This window comes from Bacillus sp. FSL K6-0138, assembly GCF_037982765.1.
GTDB classification, from domain to species: Bacteria; Bacillota; Bacilli; order Bacillales; family Bacillaceae; genus Bacillus; species Bacillus glycinifermentans.
The window spans coordinates 694,448-710,311 of sequence record NZ_CP150286.1 but is presented as its reverse complement, the minus strand read 5'-3'; the positions used below and the strand labels follow the sequence as shown (position 1 = coordinate 710,311).

Below are 15,864 nucleotides of genomic sequence, written 5' to 3'. Positions count from 1 at the left end.
TCTCACCCCCTACAGGCTGAAAGATCCAGACTGAATATAAGCGTTTAAATCGATCGCTGTATCAATCTGAGAAGCCCGAACATGTGCATTAATAAGTGCAGCTGCCGGGTCAATCCGTTGTGTGGACTTGGACTTGTCCAGCATTATATTTTCCTGGGCATCCACTTTTGTAACTGCGTTCCCCATAGCCCAAGTCAGCAGATCGTTTTTATTATGGATGATCTTTTTCGCCTTTACTTTTTCGCGGAAGTCTTTCGTAGGCTCTGAAAGTGTGGCTACACCCTGCCGAATTTCAATCATCACATATCCGTCTGCTTCCATCTGTTGGGCAAACTGTGTAGCATTGTACGGATCGTAGGCTATTTCTTTTATCCGCCAGCCTTTTTCTTTCTCCATTTTTTTAATGAAGGTTCTGATATAGTCATAATCGACAACAGCGCCGTCGGTAACGGTTAGCCAGTTCTTTTTTCTCCACAGATCATAAGGTACGTTATCAGTCTTCATACGCTCATAGAAAGTATCTTCAGGCATAAAGCCGTGACTCTCAACAGCAAAGCTCCCATTATCCAATGGGAAAATAAACGAAACAGCTGTCAGGTCAATTCGTTTTGACAAGTCAATCCCAACATAACACTCACGGCCGGATAGATTAGGGAACTGATCAGATCCGCAATCCTTCCAAGCCTGCATATCCATATAGCCGTTCTCGCGCATGTTGACCCAAATATTCATGTTTTTAGTGAGGAAATTACGCATTTTTTCAGGAACTGCAAGAGCGACTTCAAGCTCGCCGCGCAAATATTCGAGCCCGTGTTCATTCGCAGCAACAATAGGATTTGCTTTTATCCAGTTCCGCTCGTCCTTAATGTCATCGCCCTTATCCAATTCATTGATCATCACAAAATATTGTTCATTTGTTTCTACTTTGTTTGGGTCCAAAATCCGAGAGACGTAATCATATTCCACCCGGTAAGCAGGATTGTTTAACTCAAAACCGGCAGTTGTGATAATAATCATCAAAGGTTGGTTTCTTGCCCCCATTCCGGAAGCAAGAACGTCATAAATTTCGGATGTTTTATGCGCGTGATATTCGTCAATAATGCCACATTGAGGGTTGAAACCATCCCCCGTTTTACCAGCATCCTTAGATAAGGCTTTTATAATTGAATTTGTTTTTGGGTGCTCAATGGTACTGTATGCTATCCTGTATTTTTGCTCAGGTTGGTTTAGTAGTTCGCACCCTTCGATTTGGGCTTTTATTTCTTTCCAACATATTTGAGCCTGCTCAGTTTTTGTGGCCCCAATGTACACCTCTGACATGTTTTCACCGTTTGCCATAGCCTCATATGAAGCGACACAGGCCAAACTCTGAGTTTTTGCATTTTTGCGGCCAACCTGCCAATACACTTTTCTGAAACGGCGGAATCCCGTATCTTTGTGAACCCATCCGTAAACATTCCCGAAAATAAAAATCTGTATCGGTTCAGGGACAATATTTTGTCCTTGTAATGGCCCCTTGGTATGTTTAAATTGAGTCATCCAATAGAGAAAACGCCGTGCCTTCTCGTCATCAAACACGTAGGGGAATTCTCTTGTCCCTTCCCTTTTAATATCATTTAAAAACCGCTGACAAGCCCATATATGCTTTTCGCACGCAACAATCTCGCCCGATATCACATCGCGCGAGTAATCAATCATAAACTGTTTAATTGTATTCATACATTACTAAACTCCTTTTCTGCTAAAGTCTTCTCCCGTTCTTCCTGGGTTTTCGTGATCGCGAGCTTGGCGCGTGCAGACGGAGTGAGCCCAAAGTCATTTGCAGCCGATTTCATTTGATCATAGAAATTTTTCTGCCGTTTCAGCAGGGGATGCTCTTCTCCAACCAACTTGACCGGCTCCCCTTTTTCATCTTGACCCTCTGTATGAATCATGATGCCGTCTTCTTCAATAATTTTCGAAATAGAGATGTACTGAGAATACGCATTACAGTAGGCGGCCAACATGCTGATATCCGCCTCCGTGATGATTTCCACCTCCGATAAAAGAGCAGCAACCCGTTTAAATTCTTTTTTAGCCACCTTATCCAACCAGGAAGGAGGTTTGATATTGTCAGCGCGCATTTTCATTTTTTGTTCGTGTTTAGCCCGCGCGGTCAGTTCTTGCGTATTCTTTTTATTCGGATTGCCCTGTATTAATTGAAGGGCCGCGGATTTTGCAGGTCTCGGCATGTTTTTCACCTCATTCCTTTTAAAAAATCGCAATTTTTCGCTTGTTTTTTTCACAAAGCATGCTATGATGAAAGTAACAACAAAACCAGTCATATCAAGCCCTCTCGGCAAATCTGTCGAGAGGGTATTTTGCGTTTCGGGAACTTTGAAAAGCGGTGTTTGTTTACAGAAAAGGGGGCGCCGTTCCCGCGGCGGTTGCTTTCCAAGGATTTTCATAGGGGGGTATCCCTACTTAATCGGTTTGCTCCGGTCGCCGTGAACCTTGTTATGGCAAGCATTACAAAGACTTTCAAGGTTTGAAAGGTCTAAACGCTTGGACCAGTCCTGCTTTACCTCCACAATATGATGGACCATGTCGGCAGGAGTGAATCGATGTTCTCTCAAGCATCGCTGGCAAAGACGATTGTCTCGAAGCAAAACAAGTTCTCTTGTTCGTTTCCAATCTGTTGATTTATAAAAACTTGTTAATGTTTTGTTTCTTGAATGTTTGTTGTATTGTTTCGTTTCCTCCTGCTGGACATGCCTATGGTCAGGACAGTACCCCTCCCTGGTAAGGGCCTTACACCCATAGGCCTTACACTCCCTTAACGGCTTAGGTGGCATTGTTGATCCTCCTTCAATGTCAATCGTTCATTGGTTCAACTCTTTATTTGCCTGATCGATTAACGGCTGCATAAGTAGGCCAATGCGCTCTTTTAAACGTCCATACTCTGCAAGAAGACGCTCAGCCTTCTTTAATCTCTTGGCCCTCACATATTGATTCTTTACGCTTCTGATACGTTTTTGCAGGTCTCTTATTTGTGGGGTGGTCACAGAGAACACGGCCCTATGCTGGCAGGCTGGGCACTGGATATACCCAACGACAACACTATTCTTCCTTCTCTGCTCCTGCATAACGATTCCATGAACGTCTCCACAACGCTCGCATTTACTAAGAGGTTTCATGAGCTTCCCCTCTGATCATGGAAGTATCGATTATAAACGATTGACTTTGTTCCAAACTCACTCTCCGGATCATCATATTTAATATCAATATGTGTCGGATTAATTGAAGTGTCGTTTGTTAAATATGAAAAATCCACACTGACTTTATCTTTAATCTCTTTTCCTTTGTAGAAAACACGCGGTACCGAATCAATATCCTCAAGCTCAATCTGTAGCAAAGGCGTTTTCTTTGCCGATTTTAAAGGTTGTGGTTCTAGGCCGTTTGCATCTCCTGCTGGAATAGCAGTACCAACGCCAATAACAGGCATTGCATATTTACTTCCAACATAATTAACAGCATTTATCACGCCCTCTTCAGGAGAAAAAGACTTCACTTCTGAAAACGGTTCACTAATTTGGAATTCATCAACTTCAATCGTTGACATGTCCATCCCACCATCAAGAACCATAACGCCTGTTTCAATAGCTCTTTTAACTTCTGATCGTATTGCTTTTTTTGCGTCTTCGCTGAGGTACGCATCTGTTTTAATAACCATGACTTTCATTCACTTCATCCTCCTGGTTTTGGTCATCTTTTCATACCGGCCATGCCCTGTCCTTAGCCCTCTCACCTTTTAAATACCTAGACATTGTCAGCTTTTTCTGACCAGGTTTAATTATTAAGCTCCTTCTAAGAGGTGTACGAAATGGGATATATAATTGACCTAAACTATAGTCTCTTTCGCGCCACTGCTTACGTAAATACTTGTATCTCTTCTTGCGTTCCCTATTCATACGACTTTGTACCAATCGCCATCCCCTCATTCGTAATTAACCTCCGCTGCATTCTCGACTAAGTAACGAAAGAAATCGTTTTTCACTATGGGATTCTCTAAATAGCCCGTCAACAAAACGAGTACCATTCTGTCAGGAGTAAGACCGTCTATGCTTGCAGGGTTACGTGAAATAAATATCGGGTTTTTGTACTGCGGATAACGCGACCGTATGTTGCGCCATTGTTTTTTCGCATCTATAACCGTTCGACCGACCACGTACACATACTTGCGCGAGCCAGACCGAGTTATATTATGACCGTCGTTCAGTAATTCCAATGCTTCACCGAATTTCATCGTTTGTTCCTCCTTCTTTGACGAATAACTCACGTATTTTCTTTTCTGCTTTTGAAAAGCTCATTTCCTGTTCGCCCGGAAAATAAAAGCTGCCTTCAACTTTGGGTCCAGACTTAAAACGAACGGTGGCTTTTATCAAAAACCCATAGGTTTGAAATACCATTATGCTCCCGCCACTAAATAGGGTTTCTCCTTTTCTCTCAATACTTTCTATAACGACTTCCATATGCAAGCCTCCTACATAAAAAAACGCCTTCCCGTTTGGGAAAGCGCCTGTTTTTATCATCTATGTTAATTTTCATTTCCAACTAATTCATTGTATTCTTCCAGCCACTCAGCAGGTATTTTCCTATTAACTTGTATATATCTCATCATTGCGTTGCTCAATTCTTCTGCCCTTTGTTCATCATGAATGAATCTCGGTTTCACCCCAATAGGTGGTTTTACGAAGCCAATCGGGGACGCACTATAAGAAGAATTCTCTTTCCCTTCAATATCAACCGAATCCACACTCACCATCTCATCACAAACAAAAACCCCTTTTTCAATTGCTTTCCTTGCTTCCTCTCTAATTTTCTCCCGCTGCTCGTCTGATTTAATTAATCCATTACATTTAACGACTAAGATTTTCAATAGGAACACCCTCCTGTATATTCTTTCTAAACCGGGCCCACACTCAGAGGCTCTCATTGGCCGCCAATCGTTTATTCTGAGATTTACTGGACCCGGTTTACAGAGAACATAAAAAAACGCTCTCCCGTTTGGAAAAGCGTTTTGAATTTGATTCCCAAGTATGTAATAGCATAAAAAATATGCTTTTTAATCGATTTTATTCAATGCTTAACAAGTCTTCAACTAAATCCAGAATTTCAAAATCACTCAAAGAATTATATAGAAGAACGGTCCCGTCAACATTTATTTTAAATGTTACGGCTGCCTGAGGCATATCATAATTTATAATTACTGCTGATAATTCACCTCGTCTAAGCATTTCTGAATAATACTGAGTATCATGAACTCTAGTACCTCCCATACTTACAGAACTGACTGTTTCAATTTTCACTTTAAATCTTGCATTTCTAACATCGGACGCAGAGTCTATAATCTTAAGGATATCAAATTTGTGCTGTTCATATTCGTCGCCAAAATTTTCTTCTAAAATTTGTTTTGCTTTTAAAGAACTGTCTTTTCTACAAAGAGTTACTAGATTTCCTACCCCTCTCTTTCTTTTATTTCTTACCTTAATATAGGCTTGATACATATCCTGTTTTATTACTTGATGAACCACTTCACCTTTAACTCGGACTGTTTGCGCAAATATTTCATCATTTATTATTTGGATATTTTGATACCCAGTCGGAGAAATATTGTTGAGTAGAATATAGGTTTTTAATTCTTCATTATAGCCATTAACTAGCTCATGTTTTTCATGCGAGAACACTTTAAGTTCCTCATCTTCCCCAGTATCATTAAGCTTATCGTAAATGTTTATGCTGATAATGCTCATCAAATCACCCCTCCAATAAAAGACATTTTCTTGTAACGTCTTCTATTGTATCATAATTATGGTGATTTATAGCTATATAATCTTTAAATACTGTCAATTCTTGATCGATTTCTTCATTTTCTGTTCTCTTTCCTAATGTTTTTTGAGTTAATTTATTTATTGAAAATGTGCATTCGAAATAGTCTACATGCTCCGACCCAAGTCGTTGTATCATTAAACCGTAAAAAGGATTCTTCATAGTTGTAAAATAGACTCTCATGCTATAATTTTCATTACTTAAAGCTATTCTGCTATTTAATGTACTAAAGAACCTGCGTAAATTCCTTAACTTATCTACAGCTGTTGATTTAGTTGCGGTTATTGTCCCAAATATTAAATCTACAGTAACGTATTCAGTTTGACTACAATCCAGATCGTATTGAACAGTAAGTGTAAAGTCTGCGAATTCATACTGCTTTTTATTTTTTAAGTTGAATACTTTCCGTTTATTTTTATAAATTTCATTAATTACCTCTTCAAAAGCCCCGAAAAAATCGACACTTTTATGCACCTGAAAACTAACTGCTAATTTCCACTTTGTATCTCGCCACTTCTTGAATCTTTTGACCCAAAAAAAATAGTACTTCGGATATTTGTTATATAAAAATTGATGTAGGGCACCTACACTTAATATCCATGGCAATGCGGAGAAGATTATTTTTAATACTTTAAAAATCGCAATCCAATCCATGAGGATACCTCCGAATTTGCTATTGTTATCATTTTACACTAATCAAGTCATTTTTAGGCGTTTTTAAAGAAAAAAACAAAAAGTTCTTTACACGTATTTTAATACGTGTTATAATAAATTTGTAGAAAGGAGATGGTAACCATCAAATGAACTCAAGAGAGCTAATCAAGAAAATCGAGCAAGATGGTTGGTACCAAGTAAGGGTTAAAGGAAGTCATCATCAGTTTAAACATCCAACAAAACCCGGAACGGTTACCATCCCACATCCTAAGAAAGACTTTCCAAAGAAAACAGTAAAATCAATCCTAAAGCAGGCAGGGCTTCAATAGCCCTCCTGCCAAAAGAAAAATTTAGAATATAAAATTTAACAAAAAAGGGGTTATAAATTATGAAAAAAGATCGTTACATTTATCCAGCCCTTTTCGATTATGACGACGACGGAATCACAGTTACTTTTCCTGATCTGCCTGGCTGCATCACTTGTGGTGACACAGATGAAGAAGCTCTTACAATGGCTAAAGAAGCTATGGCACTCCATCTATATGGCCTTGAACAAGATGGTGATGAAATTCCTCAGCCGACATCTTCAAAAGATATCGAAACAGAAGATAGCCAAAGCATCGTATTAATCGAAACATGGATGCCGCCTTTCCGTCATGAAATGGAGAATGCGGCAGTTAAGAAAACATTAACTATCCCGCGCTGGATGGACGACATTGCAAAAGAGCATAAAATTAATTATTCGCATCTTCTTCAAGATGCTATTAAAGAACATCTTGGTATTTACAAAAACCCTAGATCATAAGACAAAAGAGCAGCCAGTCGGTTGCTCTTTTTTTAAATTTCACTTTCGTTGTTTTTGACCTATTACCATATTAACCGATCTAAAACAAAACAGAGTGCCAACGTTGTGCCATAATTGTGCCAAAATCATTTTGCTGTCATGCCTCTGCTTTGCCTCCTTTGCAAGTTCTCTTTTAATTCACCCCATGTCATATTGATGATTTGATGATCAGGAAGCTTTAATTTCTTTTTTAAACCGGAATAAAGTTTGTATTGGCTGTCTGAAAGCTGAATTTTTCTGATAGAATCCATTTCTTTTTCAGTTATGAAATCAGACATATTTGATCGGCTCCTTCGATTTTTTTCTACATTATACCATGCAAAAGTTTTTATTTATCCACATTATCCACGAATTAACCATATCTTATATTGTGTCCAATTCACGGAAACGCGGAACCCTTTGTCCTGCATAGTTTCAAGCCATTTTGTCAAAATGAGTTGGACACTTTCTCATTATGGTTAGTTTGTTAAAATAGGCAGAAAAAAACTCATCCGTTTTGAAGACAGATGAGCCTATAAGCTGAATGAATCCATCGTTTGATCCATTGTATCTTGAGTAATCCCAATATATCGAAGCGTGACGTCCGGGCTTGAATGGTTGAATATCTCTTGCAGCAGGGCCACGTCTTTGAATTTTTTATAGTGCCAATAACCGAACGTTTTCCTCATGGTGTGGGTGCCGATGCCATCAAGACCGACGTATTCCGCCGCCTCTTTCAACATGTTGTATGCTGTGCTTCTGCTGATCGGCTTATTTAGTCCTTCGCGGCTTTTGAATAAAAATTCCTGGTCATCTTTATCTTTAATGTAGTCGGCCAGGGCCTTTTTTAGCGCCTTATTTATTTTGATGCGTTTTTGCTTGCCGGTTTTCTTCTCTCGCAAGTCAATATACATTCGTTTCGCGTCCCGGACCCTTAAACGGAGTAAATCAGATATACGCAAACCCGAGTTAATGCCGGTAACGAAAAGCAGATAGTTTCTTTCACTCCGTTCTCTCAGGAATTTCTTAATATAATAAATCTGGTCCTTGTCCCGGATAGGTTGCACAAAATTCATTATGAAGCACTTCCCTTCACGTACACTTCCTCTTTCAATGCAAAAGCCAGGTTGTAAAAAGCGCGGGATTTTATTCGGAAGTATGTGCGCGGGCTTAACCCGATTTCGTTGTAAACCTCATAATCAAAACGGTGATCTTGGGACATATACCTCATGATGATGATCTGCCGTTCATTGGCCGGCAAGCGATTCACAGCCTTTTGAACTTTTGCCAGAAAGGCATTTCGTTCTTTTTCCATTTCGACTCTTTTGATAGCCGTATCCTCCGTAGATGAATGAAACGCGTTTGTATTTGACGGCGGCACGAGGTTAAATCCTGCTGTGACCTTTGGCAGCAGATCATCTGGTACTTGTAGAAGAACTACCCTGTAATTATCTAGTATAGCTTCAATTTTCTTTTTCGTCGCTTCTCTATCGATTTCAGGTAATTGAAATAACATCGATCATTCCTCCTTTTATTTGCGCTTATAAGCGCCGCCTTTGCCTCGTTTAAGAATCTGCTTGTTTTGCCCCATAATCTCTTTCCAAAAGCGCTCAGAGCGCTCTTGCGCTTTTTCAGGGCGTTTTCTTTTGGTGGGTTTCATTTCTATTTCTCCTTTCGCTAGACCGCAGCCGGAACAAATAAAAAACGGACACCAAACAAACAGCGTAAAAGCTGTAAGTTCAGTGTCCGCAGGCATTCCATCTAGGACATTATTCTATTTCCGTCCGCCAACGGTTTTCATCAAATTGTCTTGCAGCCAGAGCATGAGGTATAATCTGCCGTTCGCTCCATACTTTTGATCAAAAATATCGATGGCTTGCTGCAGAGTGGTAAACAACTTCCCCTGCTTCTTGTTTAATGACTTTTTCCGCATGGCGGAAAGTCCAGGTATCTCTAAGAGACTTCGCATAATCAGAATCACTAAAGTTGATCAGATCAAGTAACTTGATGAGAGCATTTCTTGAGTTATTTTGAAGTCCGTCTTCTGTGAATTTTTTAAGCATTTATTTCAACCTTCCCGGTCCCTGCCGCTGTTTTAATTAGTGATTGGCTCATACACCATATTCAGTATTTCGTTATACCAATATTCGTTATCAAAATCTGTTGATAAATGAGTTGCTACTGGTTTTTCTGATAACGGTTCATATACAAAAAAGTGTCCGTTTGTTGTGTTATAAGCAATTTGTCTAGGCATGCCGTCATTACTTTCGACTTGACCATACATATCTCTTAAATAAATCCAATCGCTTCCCGTCTTATCAAACTTTTCTGTATCGACTACCCATCCTTGCATTTTTGCATTTAATATAACATCATCTAGTTTTTTATTACCGCCGAATTTTTTCATCCCTCATTCTCCTTCCCGGCTCCGGACGTGTAATGATAAGAGGGGCGCAGCCCTCATACTGATTATTTAATATAGAATTTCACAGATTCGAACGTCCCAATGTAATTGTTTTTAGCTGAATCCGTGTAACAATCAAGCTGAATAACATAAGCCCCTTTCCCGGTGCGCTTGCGGAGCTCGCTGACACTAAAGGGTTTCAAAGGTGTGGAATGTTTAAAAGATCCGCGTTGTACAAGGTTCGTATCAATCAGACCGCCGTTAGAACGCTTTTTGTAAACGCCGGCCGTGTAGTAAAGCGTGCCAGAACCTTTCTTTTCCGCCCGCCAGACGACCGTTTTTGCGCCTTTATAATAATGAGTATCGTCGGTGAAAATGCGGGCCTTATGGCCGAATAACTCCGTTTGCCAAGGCGACCAAACAGCCGCAGCAGATTGAGAGAAAAATAGTGTTCCAGAAAGCAAAAGTGACAGCGTAATAATGGTTTTGATTAGTTTTTTCATCGTTCATTCTCCTTATCTTTTACTATGGTATCCCCTGTTTGTTTCGAGTTTTTCGATAATAGTCAATTCTTTCTCTGTCTTCTTTGTTTTATCACTTTCATTGTCCGCCGCTTCGATTTCAACGGCCGCAACTGCATCAGGATTCACATAAAAGCCCGTTGAACCTTCAACCAGTCCGACTTTTCCCGTCATAATAGCTTCCAAAAAGGCTGCGATAGTCATTCGTTTGTCTTCTGCTGTTTTCAACTGGTCAGGGTTCCCGGTTGCTTCATAAGTTTTTTCTATTCCGCTTTTGTATAACACTTTGATTTTGAATATCTTCCCCATTTTCCATTCTCCTTCCGGCGCCCGTCGCGCCTATAAATTTTAATTAGCCAGCATCGGCAAGATCACGATTGCCGCGAACAGGCCAGCAAACCCAAGCACCGGCAGCAGAAACGATTGTTTTGGAGCATAGACGACGTTGCCCTTTATCGCCAGCCCGTCCATTCGTTCAACGAGAGATTTCACGTGTTCCGGGTGTAGCGCGTATATATTGGCCAGCTCGTCAATGGTCATCATGTTATCCCGCTGTGCCTTAATTGTATGGAGTAAAGAAGATTGTAAAAGTGTCATTATTCGTCACCCCCAATCATTCCGTTCTTTCATGACGTTGTATTGCGCTTCTGTCAGATTGACATGAACAGGATCATAATTTTCTTTGATATCATCGACGCTCGGGCCATACGAAAACCCTTCGCTTGATAAAAGATGAATCACATCAAAAAAGTGATCTATGTCATCATCCGTCGGCCTTTGTTTGTCTTTTCTCACCAAACATAAGGCATCCTCTATGTCTGAAACGTCCAAATTTTCATCTGACCAGTCGCCGCAATCCGGGCCATCACACAAATACCTTTTTTCCTTATCCTTCGCTTTAAATGCTATTGCTGGAATTGTTTTCATTCTTCATCATCCTCCAATCCAAAAGGGAATTTTCCTTTTAACGCTTGTTGCACAACACCGAATGGATCAAATTCGTCATCTGCAAAGGTAGAGAGTAGTTTTTTCAGTTGTTTATTTTCAGCAGCCAATTGTTCGATCTCTTTTGACTGTTGTTTCATAAAATCAATCATATATTCCACATAAGATTTTTCGATGATATAGCAAGGTCCAGCATTAATGTCGAACGGCTGCAGCTCTTCTTCGGAAGCTAAATACCATAGTGATAAGTCGCTTATAATTTCTCGCAATTTTTCATTCATTTTGCATCACCGCCCGTCGGCTCCCAATGGATAACAACATCATTTGAATAAATCCGTAAGAAATCCCCTGTATCAAATCGGACATCAAAGCCGCCTTCTTTATGCGACCAAGCACCACGATTGTCCACAATATTTATGACTGTCGCCGCCTTTGTGAAGCCTGGCGGCTGATATTTTTGACCAAGCTCATAGGTTCCAGAATTAAAGGTAATTGATTTTGCTCTTAACATTCCGTTCACTCCCCCCAGGGGAAACCCCCTGCTATTAATTGAATTTGTGTGATGATTCAAGATGAATCCGAGAAAAGTCACCTTTAAATGTTTCGATGATCGTTCTGCCATGTTCCGGGGCATCTGCTTCATAAGCCTTTCCGTTTCGACCATCTAAAACAATGACAGTGACCTTCCCGTCTTGAATTTTGCTCGATAAATCTTGATTGACGTTGATCTTTTTAGGACTGTTCACCAGCCGCACCCCCGTGATAAAATAAAAGTGTCAGGTTTTTATTTTCCGGGGCTTTTAATAGCTCTGGTTTTTTTATGCAAACACATCGTCTGTTTGCCGGAGCATTGCCAGGTTATAAAGCTTTTCAATTTCCTCATCGCTCTTCTGTTTAAGCGACTCCTTGCCGTACCTTTCGATCAAATTGATCCATTCGATTTTTTCCAAACGCTCTTGTTCCGTCATGAAGATTTCACCTCTTTAAAAGATTTTTCATAGCAGCATTTTTTAAATGCTTGGGACAAGATTCAAACCTGATAATGACTAAAAGCTGCTGTAAAGATGCTTTATCAAACGATAAGCCTGAACTGCCTTTTTTCGTTTTCTGACGCTTCCGCACCTAAAAGTCCCCCATTTCGCGGCCGAATCATTTCCTTGTTCCCCTGATCGATCACAAGGAATAAAACTTCTTCAATCTCTCTCTTAAAGACTTTTGCCATTTTGATAATAGACTGGCCGTTATTCCACAAAGCTCTGAATTTAAGAATGTCACTGTTATACCAAATGAAATTATTGTCTAAGAACGGGATATACACAGGGCTGTCATCGAAAAGCTGCCGCAACCCATTCTTTTTGGCTTTCATTCTCGATGGGAAAATACATATTCTCTCATTCGGCCCTATTCCGTTTCTCCGGTGCGGCAGAATGGTTCTTTTTGCAAGGTCCACAATCAGAATTAAAAGCTCGTCCGGGTTTCTTTTCAGAAGATCGGCAGCGTCATACAATGACTTGCCGTCGTACCAGTAATCTATCACTTTACAAAGCTGGACATATGACCATTCATAATTCAAGTTATCAAGTGCAATTTCTAAACGATCAGCGTGGGCAGCCATTTTCATGCCCAACACTCCCGCACGGTCCCGGTGTGACGATGAACGATGATCAATCTTTGCTCATGCTGTAGATTCTTTGATATAAGCCAGTTCTCAGGGTTTAAACCGTTCTTTTTGATGATTTGCTTTTGCGCGCGCGTTGGTCTCTTACCATGTTTCATGCGTTATCCCTCCGTACATTTGACCAATAGGCCAGAAAGTTTTCGAGCTTCGTTTCTAGTTCCTTTAATCCTTGTTTGAGTTCCTCGGGTGTTTTATTGGTTTCCACATGCCCCCAGACACCCGGCATGATCGGTTTTAAGTTGGTGTCCTTCACTTGTTTTCACCTCCTAAAAGGTTAGAGCCGGAGCCGTCCGCCCCTTTTTCTCCGTTTGTTTTTCTAAAAATTTGATAGCCTCAAGGTGTGCTGTCAATCGGCTAACAGTCTTTTTGTCATATAGTTTTGTTAACGCTACGCCTGAAAGGTTCGTCGTGATGATTGTCACTTTTCCTTGACGTCCAGTAGAAACCCCATACCATACACGATGAATAAAATCATTTGCGGCTCTGTTTTCGTTGTCTGTGTCCCCTACTTCGGCGCCCAGGTCATCGATTACGAGATAATCAACCCTTGTAAGTAGCTCGATTGCAAAAGCTTCTGTCAGCTTTTCGGAATCATCTTTAAATGATTTTTTAATTCGCCTCATGAGGGCATCACTGTTAACAAAGAGGGCTGACTTCGCGTACTCTTCGGAATCATTTTTGTTCAGTTCTTTAAGGGCGGCCATTGCAAGATGACTTTTTCCGGCGTTAGATTCTCCTGTCAAAAAGATGTTCATCACAGCGCCTGCCTTGATTCGGCTGACAAGTTCCATCATCCTCCGTTTATTCTGCTCGTCCTCTTGGTTGTAGCTGCGGAACGTTTCGAACGTTGCTTTTTTAAGGGTAGGATCGGCAATAAGGGAATAAGTCGATAGAATCTGTCGTTCTACCTGACGGCGCCATATCTCGGCTTCATGCTCGATTTCCTTATTACGTTGTTCTCTTTCGCACATAGGACATTTTATTGAACCGTCTCGGAGTTTCATGAGTTGGACCGGGTAAGGCTTTTCTTCACCGCCGATGATCCTTGTATGCTTGTTGCAATAGACAGGCTTTCCGTTCTCATCAGTATGGAATGTCATCCTCCGTGATAACTCTGCCTTGACTCTTTCCGCCCGGTCTTTGGTGAATGTTTCTGTCATGAGGTCTACCTCCTTTTGGCTTTTGATTAAGATAATTTTCAAATTTAGTGCCGAACAGCGTTTCAGGCCTTAGATACTTGTCCAGATCAGTACCGCGCCATTCTTCGCATTTGACTAGAATGACATGTTTGAAATCATCAAATCTAAAACCTTCGTTCCATCTCGCCTTTATTAAGGTCTTGGTTTTTGGTGTAGTATGACGGTACTTTGTTCCAGCGACTTTGTTTAAAAGGTCAATGATCAGTTTGTAAGGAATTTCATCTTTTTCAGGAGATGCGTCGTCGGGCTTGCCCGACAATATATTATTTTCTTTTTCTTTTTCTTTTTCTTTTTCTTTTTGGTCACTTGTCGTCGACGTATCGTTAACGTATCGTAAGAATAGTTGTTTTATAGATTCATTTGGAATGTGAGGATAAATCAATTGAATCAATGATCTGTCCTTGACTTGCCGCAGCTCCTTTTGAATGCAATCGAGCATCGGTTTACCCGCTTTTGTCAGGTTGTATTTACCCCATTTGATAATTGCAATTTCTCGTGTCGTAGGATTAAATTCCACCAGTTTATGATGTTTTAAAAATCTTTCCATAAGGCTGTTAATTGATTCAATGGAATACCCTAAATCAAAAGCCATTTGTTTTTTTGTAATTGAATAAATGCCTATTTGAGATGTATTAGGGTTTGTAAGTAGGTAAAGATAAAAGTACCTATCTTCCGGTGTCATCTCTTCAAGAACTTTTGGGTCTTGCCAAAACTCAGTATGAACGTGACGATACTTAGCCATGTTGTTTACCTCCAATTACACGCCCTTCCGACTTGGTCAAAGGCCAAACTGATCTTTTCCCGTTCACGATCACAGAGCCGAGAGCATTGTTTTTGCATTCATTCTGAATGATGGAACCGCCCTGCTGCATTAACCCGTTCAAAGCCTGATTATGCGTATGGACAGATTCACTGATTACGACATGAATTTGGTTATGTAGCCATACATGGCCAACTAAAAACATGATTGCTCCTCCTTTTTTGGTATAATGTCCCTATCAAGATAATAGGAGGTGAAATATTATGGACATTAACATTACTATTTGGCTATCTATTGCTACTTGTTTAACAGCATCTGTTACATGTTTTATTACCTTCTTAAATTATTTAGCTAAGAGACCGAATTTAACATGTGAACAAATGTTTCCTCGCTCTGTAAAACTATTTAAACCCGATAGAGAAGACTTAAATATTCCAGATGTATATTGGCAAGATGATTACCGAATAGTTTTTGATGTAGTTATTGCCAATAAAAGTGAGACTCCAATCTCTATTGTTGAATTTACTTTGAACGACAAATTAATTTTTAATTCTTACAGTAGAACAGGTAAACAATATAAAATAACGACTGATACAGGTATAAAAGAAGAAAACGGTATGCAATTCGTATCAGCAACTTCTAAAATGACAGTGTACGATTTAGAGAACAAACTTTTAAATCCAATTATTGATATTCCTGCTCACTCCTCAGTACGAGGTTATATTTTGTTTCGAACAAATAATAAAGCAGATGTGAAAGCAAAGCGAAATATCTTAAGAATCAAAACCACTAAGAAGATTTTCAAATTCAATTTAGATACATTCGGATACTTAGAGAGTTGCCTTCCGCTGCCAGAAAAAGTTCTGAAGGCTCGAAACCAAAATTTTCAATAAAATCAGATGTTAACTCTTTAATGTACTCATCAATATCTTTTAGTCGTGTATCTTTTATGATCAGTTTTATACAAACTTGATTTTCAACCTCTGTTGCCGCAGGGGTTGACTTATTTTGT

The 15,864-nt window shown here is 40.0% G+C and carries 31 protein-coding genes; 3 read left to right on the top strand and 28 right to left on the bottom strand.

What is annotated here, in order from left to right:
* Positions 1 to 9 precede the first annotated feature (9 nt).
* The 9 genes from MHB78_RS03880 to MHB78_RS03840 all read right to left on the bottom strand — a co-directional run bounded on the left by MHB78_RS03880 (position 10) and on the right by MHB78_RS03840 (position 6,522).
* Positions 10 to 1,719, bottom strand: a complete 1,710-nt coding sequence (locus MHB78_RS03880; RefSeq protein ID WP_301207883.1) for a terminase TerL endonuclease subunit — start codon at positions 1,717 to 1,719, stop codon at positions 10 to 12.
* Complete coding sequence (locus MHB78_RS03875; protein ID WP_301207960.1) at positions 1,716 to 2,231, bottom strand: phage terminase small subunit P27 family; 516 nt, start codon at positions 2,229 to 2,231, stop codon at positions 1,716 to 1,718. The genes MHB78_RS03880 and MHB78_RS03875 overlap by 4 nt, the downstream gene beginning before the upstream one ends.
* A 228-nt stretch (positions 2,232 to 2,459) precedes the next feature.
* Positions 2,460 to 2,834 carry an HNH endonuclease gene (locus MHB78_RS03870; protein WP_175076750.1) on the bottom strand — a complete coding sequence of 125 codons (375 nt, stop codon included), beginning with the start codon at positions 2,832 to 2,834 and terminating at the stop codon, positions 2,460 to 2,462.
* Positions 2,835 to 3,172: 338 nt separating this feature from the next.
* Positions 3,173 to 3,721, bottom strand: a complete 549-nt coding sequence (locus MHB78_RS03865) for a hypothetical protein (RefSeq protein WP_340033555.1) — start codon at positions 3,719 to 3,721, stop codon at positions 3,173 to 3,175.
* Between the two features lie 255 nt (positions 3,722 to 3,976).
* Positions 3,977 to 4,285 (bottom strand): hypothetical protein, encoded by a 309-nt coding sequence (locus MHB78_RS03860; RefSeq protein WP_340033554.1) that lies wholly within the window; start codon positions 4,283 to 4,285, stop codon positions 3,977 to 3,979.
* A complete protein-coding gene (locus MHB78_RS03855) occupies positions 4,272 to 4,511 on the bottom strand; it encodes a hypothetical protein (RefSeq protein ID WP_340033553.1) in 240 nt (79 codons plus the stop codon). Before MHB78_RS03855 ends, MHB78_RS03860 begins: the two co-directional genes overlap by 14 nt.
* Positions 4,512 to 4,576: 65 nt before the next feature.
* Positions 4,577 to 4,918: a hypothetical protein gene (locus tag MHB78_RS03850; protein ID WP_340033552.1), complete on the bottom strand. Its 342-nt coding sequence runs from the start codon at positions 4,916 to 4,918 to the stop codon at positions 4,577 to 4,579.
* Between the two features lie 196 nt (positions 4,919 to 5,114).
* A complete protein-coding gene (locus MHB78_RS03845) occupies positions 5,115 to 5,792 on the bottom strand; it encodes a hypothetical protein (RefSeq protein ID WP_202049364.1) in 678 nt (225 codons plus the stop codon).
* 4 nt (positions 5,793 to 5,796) lie between these two features.
* Positions 5,797 to 6,522, bottom strand: a complete 726-nt coding sequence (locus tag MHB78_RS03840; protein WP_175076754.1) for a hypothetical protein — start codon at positions 6,520 to 6,522, stop codon at positions 5,797 to 5,799.
* A gap of 146 nt (positions 6,523 to 6,668) precedes the next feature.
* Here MHB78_RS03840 and MHB78_RS03835 point away from each other — a divergent pair, with 146 nt between their 5' ends.
* The gene (locus tag MHB78_RS03835) at positions 6,669 to 6,851 is read left to right on the top strand and encodes a type II toxin-antitoxin system HicA family toxin (RefSeq protein ID WP_048356389.1); all 183 of its coding nucleotides are present in this window, start codon (positions 6,669 to 6,671) and stop codon (positions 6,849 to 6,851) included.
* Positions 6,852 to 6,910: 59 nt separating this feature from the next.
* Positions 6,911 to 7,327 (top strand): type II toxin-antitoxin system HicB family antitoxin, encoded by a 417-nt coding sequence (locus tag MHB78_RS03830; protein ID WP_043054106.1) that lies wholly within the window; start codon positions 6,911 to 6,913, stop codon positions 7,325 to 7,327.
* Positions 7,328 to 7,452: 125 nt separating this feature from the next.
* Here the strand turns inward: MHB78_RS03830 and MHB78_RS03825 are convergent, their stop codons facing one another.
* The 19 genes from MHB78_RS03825 to MHB78_RS03735 all read right to left on the bottom strand — a co-directional run bounded on the left by MHB78_RS03825 (position 7,453) and on the right by MHB78_RS03735 (position 15,057).
* On the bottom strand, positions 7,453 to 7,644 hold the full coding sequence (locus tag MHB78_RS03825; RefSeq protein WP_340033548.1) for a hypothetical protein: 192 nt from the start codon (positions 7,642 to 7,644) through the stop codon (positions 7,453 to 7,455).
* Positions 7,645 to 7,878: 234 nt separating this feature from the next.
* Complete coding sequence (locus MHB78_RS03820) at positions 7,879 to 8,421, bottom strand: site-specific integrase (protein WP_301207882.1); 543 nt, start codon at positions 8,419 to 8,421, stop codon at positions 7,879 to 7,881.
* Positions 8,421 to 8,861 carry an ArpU family phage packaging/lysis transcriptional regulator gene (locus MHB78_RS03815; protein ID WP_301207881.1) on the bottom strand — a complete coding sequence of 147 codons (441 nt, stop codon included), beginning with the start codon at positions 8,859 to 8,861 and terminating at the stop codon, positions 8,421 to 8,423. Before MHB78_RS03815 ends, MHB78_RS03820 begins: the two co-directional genes overlap by 1 nt.
* Positions 8,862 to 8,876: 15 nt before the next feature.
* A complete protein-coding gene (locus MHB78_RS03810) occupies positions 8,877 to 9,005 on the bottom strand; it encodes a hypothetical protein (protein ID WP_301207880.1) in 129 nt (42 codons plus the stop codon).
* A gap of 199 nt (positions 9,006 to 9,204) precedes the next feature.
* On the bottom strand, positions 9,205 to 9,408 hold the full coding sequence (locus tag MHB78_RS03805; protein ID WP_301207879.1) for a hypothetical protein: 204 nt from the start codon (positions 9,406 to 9,408) through the stop codon (positions 9,205 to 9,207).
* A 32-nt stretch (positions 9,409 to 9,440) separates the two neighbouring features.
* Positions 9,441 to 9,752 (bottom strand): hypothetical protein, encoded by a 312-nt coding sequence (locus MHB78_RS03800; protein WP_301207878.1) that lies wholly within the window; start codon positions 9,750 to 9,752, stop codon positions 9,441 to 9,443.
* 62 nt (positions 9,753 to 9,814) lie between these two features.
* Positions 9,815 to 10,252: a hypothetical protein gene (locus MHB78_RS03795; protein WP_301207877.1), complete on the bottom strand. Its 438-nt coding sequence runs from the start codon at positions 10,250 to 10,252 to the stop codon at positions 9,815 to 9,817.
* Positions 10,253 to 10,264: 12 nt separating this feature from the next.
* Positions 10,265 to 10,579 (bottom strand): hypothetical protein, encoded by a 315-nt coding sequence (locus MHB78_RS03790; protein WP_096892016.1) that lies wholly within the window; start codon positions 10,577 to 10,579, stop codon positions 10,265 to 10,267.
* 39 nt (positions 10,580 to 10,618) lie between these two features.
* Positions 10,619 to 10,867: a hypothetical protein gene (locus MHB78_RS03785; RefSeq protein WP_301207876.1), complete on the bottom strand. Its 249-nt coding sequence runs from the start codon at positions 10,865 to 10,867 to the stop codon at positions 10,619 to 10,621.
* A 6-nt stretch (positions 10,868 to 10,873) separates the two neighbouring features.
* The gene (locus MHB78_RS03780) at positions 10,874 to 11,197 is read right to left on the bottom strand and encodes a hypothetical protein (RefSeq protein ID WP_301207875.1); all 324 of its coding nucleotides are present in this window, start codon (positions 11,195 to 11,197) and stop codon (positions 10,874 to 10,876) included.
* A complete protein-coding gene (locus tag MHB78_RS03775; RefSeq protein ID WP_175076758.1) occupies positions 11,194 to 11,496 on the bottom strand; it encodes a hypothetical protein in 303 nt (100 codons plus the stop codon). The genes MHB78_RS03780 and MHB78_RS03775 overlap by 4 nt, the downstream gene beginning before the upstream one ends.
* A complete protein-coding gene (locus tag MHB78_RS03770; protein WP_175076759.1) occupies positions 11,493 to 11,726 on the bottom strand; it encodes a hypothetical protein in 234 nt (77 codons plus the stop codon). Before MHB78_RS03770 ends, MHB78_RS03775 begins: the two co-directional genes overlap by 4 nt.
* Positions 11,727 to 11,760: 34 nt before the next feature.
* Positions 11,761 to 11,961, bottom strand: a complete 201-nt coding sequence (locus MHB78_RS03765; RefSeq protein ID WP_175076760.1) for an XtrA/YqaO family protein — start codon at positions 11,959 to 11,961, stop codon at positions 11,761 to 11,763.
* 72 nt (positions 11,962 to 12,033) lie between these two features.
* Complete coding sequence (locus MHB78_RS03760; protein WP_128748284.1) at positions 12,034 to 12,183, bottom strand: BH0509 family protein; 150 nt, start codon at positions 12,181 to 12,183, stop codon at positions 12,034 to 12,036.
* Positions 12,184 to 12,287: 104 nt separating this feature from the next.
* Entirely contained in the window at positions 12,288 to 12,836 is a 549-nt protein-coding gene (locus MHB78_RS03755) for a hypothetical protein (RefSeq protein ID WP_046129148.1), read from the bottom strand.
* A gap of 151 nt (positions 12,837 to 12,987) precedes the next feature.
* A complete protein-coding gene (locus tag MHB78_RS03750; RefSeq protein ID WP_340033540.1) occupies positions 12,988 to 13,146 on the bottom strand; it encodes a hypothetical protein in 159 nt (52 codons plus the stop codon).
* 13 nt (positions 13,147 to 13,159) lie between these two features.
* A complete protein-coding gene (locus MHB78_RS03745) occupies positions 13,160 to 13,993 on the bottom strand; it encodes an ATP-binding protein (RefSeq protein ID WP_046129263.1) in 834 nt (277 codons plus the stop codon).
* Entirely contained in the window at positions 13,977 to 14,834 is an 858-nt protein-coding gene (locus MHB78_RS03740; RefSeq protein ID WP_046129147.1) for a conserved phage C-terminal domain-containing protein, read from the bottom strand. The genes MHB78_RS03745 and MHB78_RS03740 overlap by 17 nt, the downstream gene beginning before the upstream one ends.
* Positions 14,827 to 15,057 carry a hypothetical protein gene (locus tag MHB78_RS03735; protein WP_301207874.1) on the bottom strand — a complete coding sequence of 77 codons (231 nt, stop codon included), beginning with the start codon at positions 15,055 to 15,057 and terminating at the stop codon, positions 14,827 to 14,829. The genes MHB78_RS03740 and MHB78_RS03735 overlap by 8 nt, the downstream gene beginning before the upstream one ends.
* A gap of 58 nt (positions 15,058 to 15,115) precedes the next feature.
* Between MHB78_RS03735 and MHB78_RS03730 the strand changes: the two genes are divergently transcribed.
* Positions 15,116 to 15,745, top strand: coding sequence for a hypothetical protein (locus tag MHB78_RS03730; RefSeq protein WP_268372340.1), 630 nt, complete (start codon positions 15,116 to 15,118; stop codon positions 15,743 to 15,745).
* Positions 15,746 to 15,864: the final 119 nt, after the last annotated feature.